This is a genomic window from Acinetobacter sp. YH12076 (assembly GCF_013419525.1).
GTDB lineage: Bacteria > Pseudomonadota > Gammaproteobacteria > Pseudomonadales > Moraxellaceae > Acinetobacter > Acinetobacter amyesii.
This window is the reverse complement of record NZ_VOZY01000032.1, coordinates 1-8,231: the sequence shown is the minus strand read 5'-3', so window position 1 is coordinate 8,231 and position 8,231 is coordinate 1. Positions and strand designations below refer to the sequence as shown.

12 protein-coding genes are annotated in these 8,231 nt (G+C 35.1%); 9 read left to right on the top strand and 3 right to left on the bottom strand.

Annotated features, from left to right (window positions below; translation table 11 throughout):
* Positions 1–360, bottom strand: a 360-nt coding sequence (locus FTU22_RS16070; RefSeq protein WP_180095426.1) for a hypothetical protein, incomplete at its 3' end; no start/stop codon positions are given.
* Between the two features lie 258 nt (positions 361–618).
* Here FTU22_RS16070 and mobQ point away from each other — a divergent pair.
* The 4 genes from mobQ to FTU22_RS16050 all read left to right on the top strand — a co-directional run bounded on the left by mobQ (position 619) and on the right by FTU22_RS16050 (position 4,713).
* Positions 619–2,373 (top strand): MobQ family relaxase, encoded by a 1,755-nt coding sequence (gene mobQ, locus FTU22_RS16065; RefSeq protein WP_257250407.1) that lies wholly within the window; start codon positions 619–621, stop codon positions 2,371–2,373.
* A gap of 657 nt (positions 2,374–3,030) precedes the next feature.
* Positions 3,031–3,981, top strand: coding sequence for a replication initiation protein RepM (repM, locus tag FTU22_RS16060; RefSeq protein ID WP_001208778.1), 951 nt, complete (start codon positions 3,031–3,033; stop codon positions 3,979–3,981).
* The gene (locus FTU22_RS16055; protein ID WP_002011656.1) at positions 3,974–4,549 is read left to right on the top strand and encodes a plasmid replication DNA-binding protein; all 576 of its coding nucleotides are present in this window, start codon (positions 3,974–3,976) and stop codon (positions 4,547–4,549) included. The genes repM and FTU22_RS16055 overlap by 8 nt, the downstream gene beginning before the upstream one ends.
* A gap of 20 nt (positions 4,550–4,569) precedes the next feature.
* Positions 4,570–4,713, top strand: coding sequence for a hypothetical protein (locus FTU22_RS16050; RefSeq protein ID WP_001125247.1), 144 nt, complete (start codon positions 4,570–4,572; stop codon positions 4,711–4,713).
* A gap of 182 nt (positions 4,714–4,895) precedes the next feature.
* Here the strand turns inward: FTU22_RS16050 and FTU22_RS16045 are convergent, their stop codons facing one another.
* Positions 4,896–5,210, bottom strand: a complete 315-nt coding sequence (locus FTU22_RS16045) for a hypothetical protein (protein ID WP_005108843.1) — start codon at positions 5,208–5,210, stop codon at positions 4,896–4,898.
* A gap of 106 nt (positions 5,211–5,316) precedes the next feature.
* Here FTU22_RS16045 and FTU22_RS16040 point away from each other — a divergent pair, with 106 nt between their 5' ends.
* From FTU22_RS16040 to FTU22_RS16020, 5 genes are all read left to right on the top strand, one after another.
* Positions 5,317–5,748, top strand: a complete 432-nt coding sequence (locus FTU22_RS16040; RefSeq protein WP_005108844.1) for a hypothetical protein — start codon at positions 5,317–5,319, stop codon at positions 5,746–5,748.
* Complete coding sequence (locus FTU22_RS16035) at positions 5,738–6,064, top strand: hypothetical protein (RefSeq protein ID WP_005108845.1); 327 nt, start codon at positions 5,738–5,740, stop codon at positions 6,062–6,064. Before FTU22_RS16040 ends, FTU22_RS16035 begins: the two co-directional genes overlap by 11 nt.
* Positions 6,065–6,643: 579 nt before the next feature.
* A complete protein-coding gene (locus FTU22_RS16030; protein ID WP_163146734.1) occupies positions 6,644–6,844 on the top strand; it encodes a hypothetical protein in 201 nt (66 codons plus the stop codon).
* Between the two features lie 174 nt (positions 6,845–7,018).
* Complete coding sequence (locus FTU22_RS16025; protein WP_111885987.1) at positions 7,019–7,264, top strand: type II toxin-antitoxin system RelB/DinJ family antitoxin; 246 nt, start codon at positions 7,019–7,021, stop codon at positions 7,262–7,264.
* Positions 7,254–7,547, top strand: a complete 294-nt coding sequence (locus FTU22_RS16020; RefSeq protein WP_074947749.1) for a type II toxin-antitoxin system RelE/ParE family toxin — start codon at positions 7,254–7,256, stop codon at positions 7,545–7,547. The genes FTU22_RS16025 and FTU22_RS16020 overlap by 11 nt, the downstream gene beginning before the upstream one ends.
* Before the next feature lie 45 nt (positions 7,548–7,592).
* Here FTU22_RS16020 and FTU22_RS16015 read toward each other — a convergent pair whose 3' ends face one another.
* Positions 7,593–7,913: a GrlR family regulatory protein gene (locus FTU22_RS16015; protein ID WP_179997607.1), complete on the bottom strand. Its 321-nt coding sequence runs from the start codon at positions 7,911–7,913 to the stop codon at positions 7,593–7,595.
* Positions 7,914–8,231: the final 318 nt, after the last annotated feature.

Here is an 8,231-nt window from a genome sequence, read left to right as displayed (position 1 = left end):
ATCATTAAAAAGCTCTTTATCTTTCTGTCTATTTTCTTCTGTCTTACTTTCCGCACTTAAAAACTGCTCAAAATCAGCCCATTGATGTTTAAAAGATTCATCATTCTTAAATTTATTCAAAACCCAAGCGCCAAGCAAAATTTTCCGTCTAGTTTCATTTTTCCGTTCTTGAGCTTTGGCTTCACTTAAAAGTTTTTGCTGCTTAAGTTTAAGCTCATTCTGTTTCTGTTTTGCCTGTTCTAAGATCTGCTCTTGTTCTTTTTTCAAATACTCAATTTGCTCTTGTAGAGATAACTTCTTCTGCTGTGCTTTAGTGAGCTTCTTTAAAACTGCATCTTTCTTTTCTTGAATATCTGACATAGTATTAAACCGTGATGATCAATAATCAAACATCATCATAGAGTCAAAAAACAAAGCGAGCAATATCAAACGTAGCGAAGCGGAGTTTTCCCGGAATGAAATGAAGGGCGCACTTACCCACTTTTATCATTTCATTCAAAAGTGGACGTTGCGACAGGGGAAACCCCTGTACCCCATGACCTCGCTTTAGCATGGTCAGCAACTTTTTCAAAGTTGCAAAAATCAAAACCACGGTATGCAGAAATTTAGGTTTTTAAAGTGGCAATTTTTCATTTGAATGAAAGCAACATCTCACGAAGTGACGGACGTTCAGCCGTTGCTTGTGCTGCTTATCGTGCCTGTGAAAAATTAGAGGATCTGACTTTTGGAAAGACTCAGGACTACACTAAAAAAAAGGGACTTGAATACAAAAATATTTATGCACCAGAACATACCAATACAAAACTTTTAGACCGTCAAACACTTTGGAATACAGTAGAAAAAAAAGAATTCAATGCCAATGGCTCAATGAAAGCCAATGCACGACTCGCCAAAGAATATATCTGTGCTTTACCACATGAATTAACAGATGCAGAACGCATAAAAATCGTTGATGACTTTTGCCGAGACTTTGTGAACAAGCACAATGTTATTGTCGATGCCTGCATCCATGCACCACATGAACATAACGATGAAACCAATAATAAAAACTATCACGTACACATGATGTTCACGACCAGACTCATCAATGAAAAAGGCGAATTAGGAAAGAAACAAAGAATCTTCAACGACCATGGTCCCGAGATCCTGAAGGACAGCCGAGCAACTTTTGCCAATGTTGTAAACACAGTATTGGAAAATGCCGGACTAGACGAACGCATCGACCACCGGAGTTACAAGGATCAGGGCTTAGACTTTCTTGAACCCACTCATCATGAAGGGCATGAAGCTACAGCACTTCGCAGACAATATGACGAGGAACAAAAAAGACCGCTTGAAGAACGTAACACTGAAATTGTGCTGCCAAGAATTGCACTTGAAAATGATGCAATCAAAGCCAAAAATTTAGATGCTGCACGAGAATACCAACAGATCATCAAGGGCCTTGATCAAGAAATTATTGTTCCAAGTCGATTAGAAGATCAGATTACCCAGCTGGAAAACGAACTTCAGTTAACCGAAGCAGAAGAAAAAGAGCTTTTAGCAGAATTAGTAAATCTCAACCTAGAAGAAGAACGCCTGCAAGAACAACAGGTTCAACAGATCGACAACGCATATGATGACTTCATCCGGTGCCAAGATATTTATGCAGAATTTGCCAATCAGTTTTACACCATTCAAAGCAATGCTGCTGATAATCAAAAGCAGATTGAATCAAATCTCACCAAGACAAAACGATGGTTAGCAGAAAACAAAAGCGATTTTTACCTACATAGCAATAATTTGTTTTATGACTCTTATCATCATACTTACAGAGATATAAAAAAACCTGATTTTTATGCGACTGAAAAATCAGTAGAACAGGCAAAAAATGAGAACTGGAGAGAATACGCAACCGAGGTCGAACAACTTGCTAAAGAATACGATATTGAGAATGTCGTCCAACGCTTAGGTCAATGCTCAGAGATACTGGAAAATAATGGGATTGAACGACCAACGATAAAACCCACGTTTTGGCAGAAGCTAAAACGAGAGTACGTTCATTCATTCGATACCCTACATGATTTTAATGATGATATGAGTCCCCTCCTTAAAGCAAAACGGGCAGATGATCTCAAAATTGAACAAGAAAGAATGCAGCAAGTACGCCAAGCGGAAGTAGATCGCCAACGAAGAATTGAAAATGATCGCAGAGAAAGTGAATTTAGAGAGCAATTACGTAAAGAACGAGAGCAAAAAGAACAACGCTATGAACAAGAAAGACACGAACGAGAACATTTGGCATTTTTAAAACGCCAAGAATTGGAAAAACAGCAGAAAAATGAGCCTAAAAAACCAGAAAATGAAAATAACAACGATTACCGACCTTGGTGAATGCTGTTTAAACGCAAAAAAATAGGGTTTTTAGCGATGTTTTGCTAAACCACAGTAGATTTATAGTTGAGTTAAGAAAAAACTCTTAAATCGCAAATGAGAGCATTTAGCGAGTGTCTACGAGCGAACTACAGGGATCTAAATTTTTTCACCTGTTTTTCCCTGATTACAGGCTCCCCTGTGTATCAAGAACTCAGAATCAGAGCATCCCGAATGGGTGCGAACTGATTACGATGGCTTTATGTCGAGCGAAGCGAGTAAAAAGCTCATGAGCGAAGCGAGTAAAAAGCTCATGAGCGAAGCGAATTCCGAGCTGCTTTTGCTTTTTTTTAAAGTCACAACCCAATGAGCCAAAAAATTGCCCCAACGAATCGAGCGAAAGCGAGATTCAATAGAGTTTGAGCGCAGCGAAAACCAAGGGCAATTTTTCCTTGCCTGGGCTTTTAATTATTTTAAAGTTTTTAAATACTTTTAGACACGCTGAAAGCCTTTATTGGCAATACTTTCAAAGGCTATATGACACCGTTTACCTTGCAATATGACACCGTTTACCTTGCAATATGACACCGTTTACCTTGCAATATGACACCGTTTACCTTGCTTATAGCACTAAAATTAATTATTGTGTCATAGCATAATAAATAATACTGGTGCTTCATGAGAGAATTAGTTGTAAAAGACAATGCCTTAATTAATGCAAGCTATAACTTAGATTTAGTAGAACAACGTTTAATTTTATTGGCCATTGTTGAGGCAAGAGAAAGCGGGAAAGGTATTAATGCTAATGATCCCCTTGAAGTACATGCAGAAGGTTATATCAATCAATTTGGCGTACATCGCAATACGGCTTATCAAGCATTAAAAGATGCCTGTAATGATTTATTTGCAAGACAATTTAGCTATCAAAAAATAAATGAACGAGGGAATATTGAGAACTATAGATCCCGTTGGGTTAGTGAAATTGGATATGTAGATAATGAAGCAGTAGTTAAACTTATCTTTGCCCCTGCCATAGTTCCCTTAATTACACGCTTAGAAGAGCATTTCACTAAATACGAATTGCAACAAGTTAGTAATCTCAGCAGTGCTTATGCTGTTCGCTTATATGAATTATTAATTGCTTGGAGAAGTACTGGCTCTACTCCTGTTATAGAGCTAAGTGATTTCCGTCAAAGAATTGGCGTACTCGATACAGAGTACAAGCGTATGGAACGCTTTAAAACTAGTGTACTTGAGCTTGCTATTAAACAAATTAACGAACATACAGATATCACTGTGAAGTATGAGCAACACAAAAGAGGTCGATCAATTTCAGGATTCTCTTTTACTTTTAAACAGAAAAAGAAGGACAACCCACCGATAGAAAGAGATCCGAATACGTTAGATCTCTTTACGAAGATGACTGATGCACAACGCCATATGTTTGCAAATAAACTTTCTGAACTTCCTGAAATGGGTCGTTATTCCCAGGGAACTGAAAGCTATCCGCAATTTGCTGTTCGTATTGCTGAGATGCTGCAAGACCCTGACCGAATAAAAGAACTATACCCATACCTAAAAAAAGTGGGATATATGCCATCAAATAAAAAGGACACCGTAAATGGCTAAGTTATCACTAAGTGAAGTATCTAAAAAATTTCATGTGGATAGATCAACCATTTACAGAGCTGTACGTAATGGACGTTTATCACGCTCCAGTGATGGACAATTCGATCTAGCAGAGGTCATCCGATGCTTTGGAGAACCTGAGCAAACATCTCAAAAAATTGAATCATCTAAGCAAGAAGGTGATGAATCTACAAAAAAACTTATTGCCCATTTAGAAAATGAAGTCAAAAAATACCAAGAACGTGAAGAACGGTTAATGCAACAAATTGACCGTATGCAAACACTCATTGAGCTGAAAAGTGTTGCACCTGCCACAGCAGCACCACAACAAGATGCTACGGCATGCGACACCGATCTACCACAGCATGCGACAACACAACAAGACAATGATAATAAAAAGAATAATGAATTAAATATTGCAGAAAATGTGGCAGTGCCACAGCAAGAAACTACGGCATACCACACCCAAACGCTACAGCATGCCACGTTGCAAAATGTGGCAGTGCCACAACACAAAAAACGTGGATTATTTGGCCGTGTGCTAAATGCTGTTTTTGATCATGACTGAGCAATCTAGGGAGAGAAATCATGCCGAAACTGAAAGACATTGCCCTGGGCATTATTGTGGCTCCGCTGCTGATCCCGATTATGCTAATTGCATCGTACCAGGATAAAAAGGCACTGAAGAAAGAGCTGGATGAACGCCAAAAAGAAAAAGACCAGGCATCCTGATTATTCAATTGAGCTAATCAAAAGTGTGAAACATTGATTAAATAGTAGGCGTGGAACGTGAAAAATCATAAAAAAAACCCACCTTGGGGAAGGTGGGCTATCAACTAGAAACTACATCATTGATTTCTAAGGATAATTATAAAGCATTTCGTATAAGGTGTATTATGTTAATTTTAGGAGATCTATACAATTCTGTACTTTTTCACAATCATAGAAAAAGCAAATAAAATACTTATCCAAAATAAATAATCAATAAAAAAATTGAGAAAAACAAATTGATCCATGCCGATGAAAATAAATAAAGGATTGATACTTATACTTCCGACTGGAGAGGTTTCACCATCTATAAGGAACTGTAGAGGAAATCCCCCAGCTATGACTTCAACTTCTCCAAGCTTATCTACAACTATGCGGTCAACTAATATATTTTTTTGATAAAGCAAAGATACGTAGGTCAAAATAATTGCTAAGAAATTAAAATATAAAAATTTTTTCATAATTTTATCTCATATATCTATTAATTTTAACAATTTTTAATCAGAGCCTTTTGGAATAATTTGCTTTAATTTCTCTATTATGATTTTATCAAAAAATTCCTTTAATATGAAAAGATTAGAATTTATTTTATTAAGTTTACTTGCAGCCTGTAGTCCAGTTACAGAAAAAATTGAATCAAATATAGTTGTTCCACGTATTCAATATACGGGGGGAGCAGATAATGCAAGTTATAGTGAGGCTAAGCTTATTAGGGAAGGTAAATGCCTATACCTAGAACATGCTGATGGATCTAAAGTTCTGCCAATTTTTGCTACAAAAACTCTAGATTGGGATATGGAAACTAAGAGCCTAAAAGTAGATTCGGATACTTATTTTTTAGGTGATAAAGCAGCATATGGAGGCGGAGAATCCTATCCTCTAGAAAAAAATAATTATTCTTGGATAACTGAAGTAGATCCTAGCTGTGATACCTCAAAAGTTATAGTTATTAGTCGACTCATAAGACCAATTGAACAGAACTACCAAAATGAAGAATAGCCTATTTTACTGTCTTGCATTAGTTTTAATTATAGGATGCCAACCATTAGAAAAGAATGGATATATTTCTATTAAAAATTGGACCAATGCCCCAATCACAGATCTTAAAATAACTTATATCAGTGCTCAAAAAACTTATAGCTTAGGTACTCTTTATCCTTATTCGGAATATAAATACGCCATCAACTATGAGCAGCATAATGAGGATTCAATAATCTTTTCATATGTAGATAAAAGTCATAAAAAGATTAATCAAGAAGTAGCTACATATGCAGCCAAATATGATAGGAGAATTTATGAAATAATTATTCAATAGAATATAAATTTATATAGAAATTACAATTACTAATTGAACGAAAGAGCTTCTATTTGAAGTTTCAAAAACTGGAGTTTTCCACCAATCTAACCTCCATTTAACATAATGGCGGTTATACGAAACTTAGATGTAAGCCCAAAGTAGAAATGTCCGGTTTCTCCAAAGTAAAAATGTCCGCTTTTAGAATATGCACTTTTGCAATTTTCTTATGTTCTTAAAAAAAATAGTTCTAATTAGTACAATAATAACTAGTAGTCTTGCTCTTGCATATGATCCTACAACGCCTTCATATTATTTAACGAAAGAATTGTGATGTGTGCAGAATATTATGCAGACTGTATTGATGTCTATGGGTCTGCTGGTAGCGGTGGAATGTCAGAGTGTGGAAACTCTTTAAATACATGCATCACTACAGGTGATTGGAATCCACCAAATCTTCCTGTACCATCATCGGATAGATTATTAAACCTTTTTAGTTCAGAAACTAGAGAAGCTACAACAAGATATACCACGGCCTAATAAATCAGGATCTCAATGTAATATGATTGGGATCCTTACCAACATATATAGAAGAGAAAAATGGATCAATTAAAAAAAATAAATGATGATTTGTATCAAGCTGCAATATTATTAGACAGTATTCCTAGTAAGATTCAATCAGATCCATCACTAGAAAATAGAGAAAATATCTTACTGATAGGAAAAGCTCTCAGTCATATTTTTGAACTCCAAAATAATATTTATAAAATTCGCCCTGATTTAAAAAATAATAATCAGTAATAACAGTTATTTATAGTATTTTTTAAGAAAGATAGCGGCTCATTTGAGAATATAAAAGTAATATTCTATTTGTAATAGTTTCTCTGAAATTAACATAATACGGATTATACGAACTAGCCACGTAATGCAACTTGCATTACAATATTCCTATGCATTCAATAAATGGGAAAAATAATGGCTACTGTTAACTTCAGGGTCGATGAAGCCCTTAAAGAAAAATCTTATTCAGTTCTAAGAGAACAAGGTATTGCACCTACTGAGTTTTTTACAAATGTCCTTGAATACATTGCAGCGACTGGGAAACTCCCTGTACAAAAAGCCTTACTCTCAGAAGAGGATACCGAGCTATTAGCGATTGTTCGTAAACGTATTAATGATCCTAAAGAAATGTTTGAGGAAATTACTTTAGATGACTTATAAGCTTTTACGTCATAAGGACTTCACAGCTGAATGGGAAAAGCTTCCTAGTGCTATAAGAGATCAATTTAAGAAAAAACTTGCCAAGGTCATAGAGCAGCCACATATTCCAAAGAATATGCTTAGAGGTGATCTTGCAGGTTGCTACAAAATTAAATTATTAAAGGCTGGAGTCCGACTAGTTTATCAAGTTAAAGATGATCAGGTAGTTATCTTGCTCATTACGGTTGGGAAACGAGCTGACAGCATAGTTTATGACGAAGCGAAAAAGCGCATTAAAGACTAAAAATGGGAGCTTAGAGCTCCCATTTTTGACTTCGCATAACGTGTATTATGTTAATTTTAGAAATAAGTCACCTATAAATTTTGCTTTTATATAAACGACTAAATTAGGTCTATTAGTAATACTCCCTAATAATTCATAATCATAATTCGTCTTTTTAATAGATACATTTAAAGTTTCATTTATAGCTTTTTCTATACTATTATCATGTTGTTTTATAATAACTTTCGATTTTTGATTAATGATTTCACCTTGAAAGGAAAATGCATAGTTTCCACCATTTATTATATTATTTTGTACTACAAAAACTCCATTACCAAAATCATTAAAATTATCTTGAAATTCAAGGAAGTAAATACCATCTCGCATTCTTAAAATACCAGTTCAACAAAGTGAGTGTTTTATATATTTTACGCCAATTTCAACTTTAAATAAGCTTTTAGTTGTTCAAACAAATTGAGCTACCTCTCCTGTAATACAAACATTAGCATTTCATAGTAGTTAACCTTTATTTAACATAAAATCTCTTATATGAAATTTAGAACTTATCCCTTAAAAAGATCATTAAAAAGCTCTTTATCTTTCTGTCTATTTTCTTCTGTCTTACTTTCCGCACTTAAAAACTGCTCAAAATCAGCCCATTGATGTTTAAAAGATTCATCATTCTTAAATTTATTCAAAACCCAA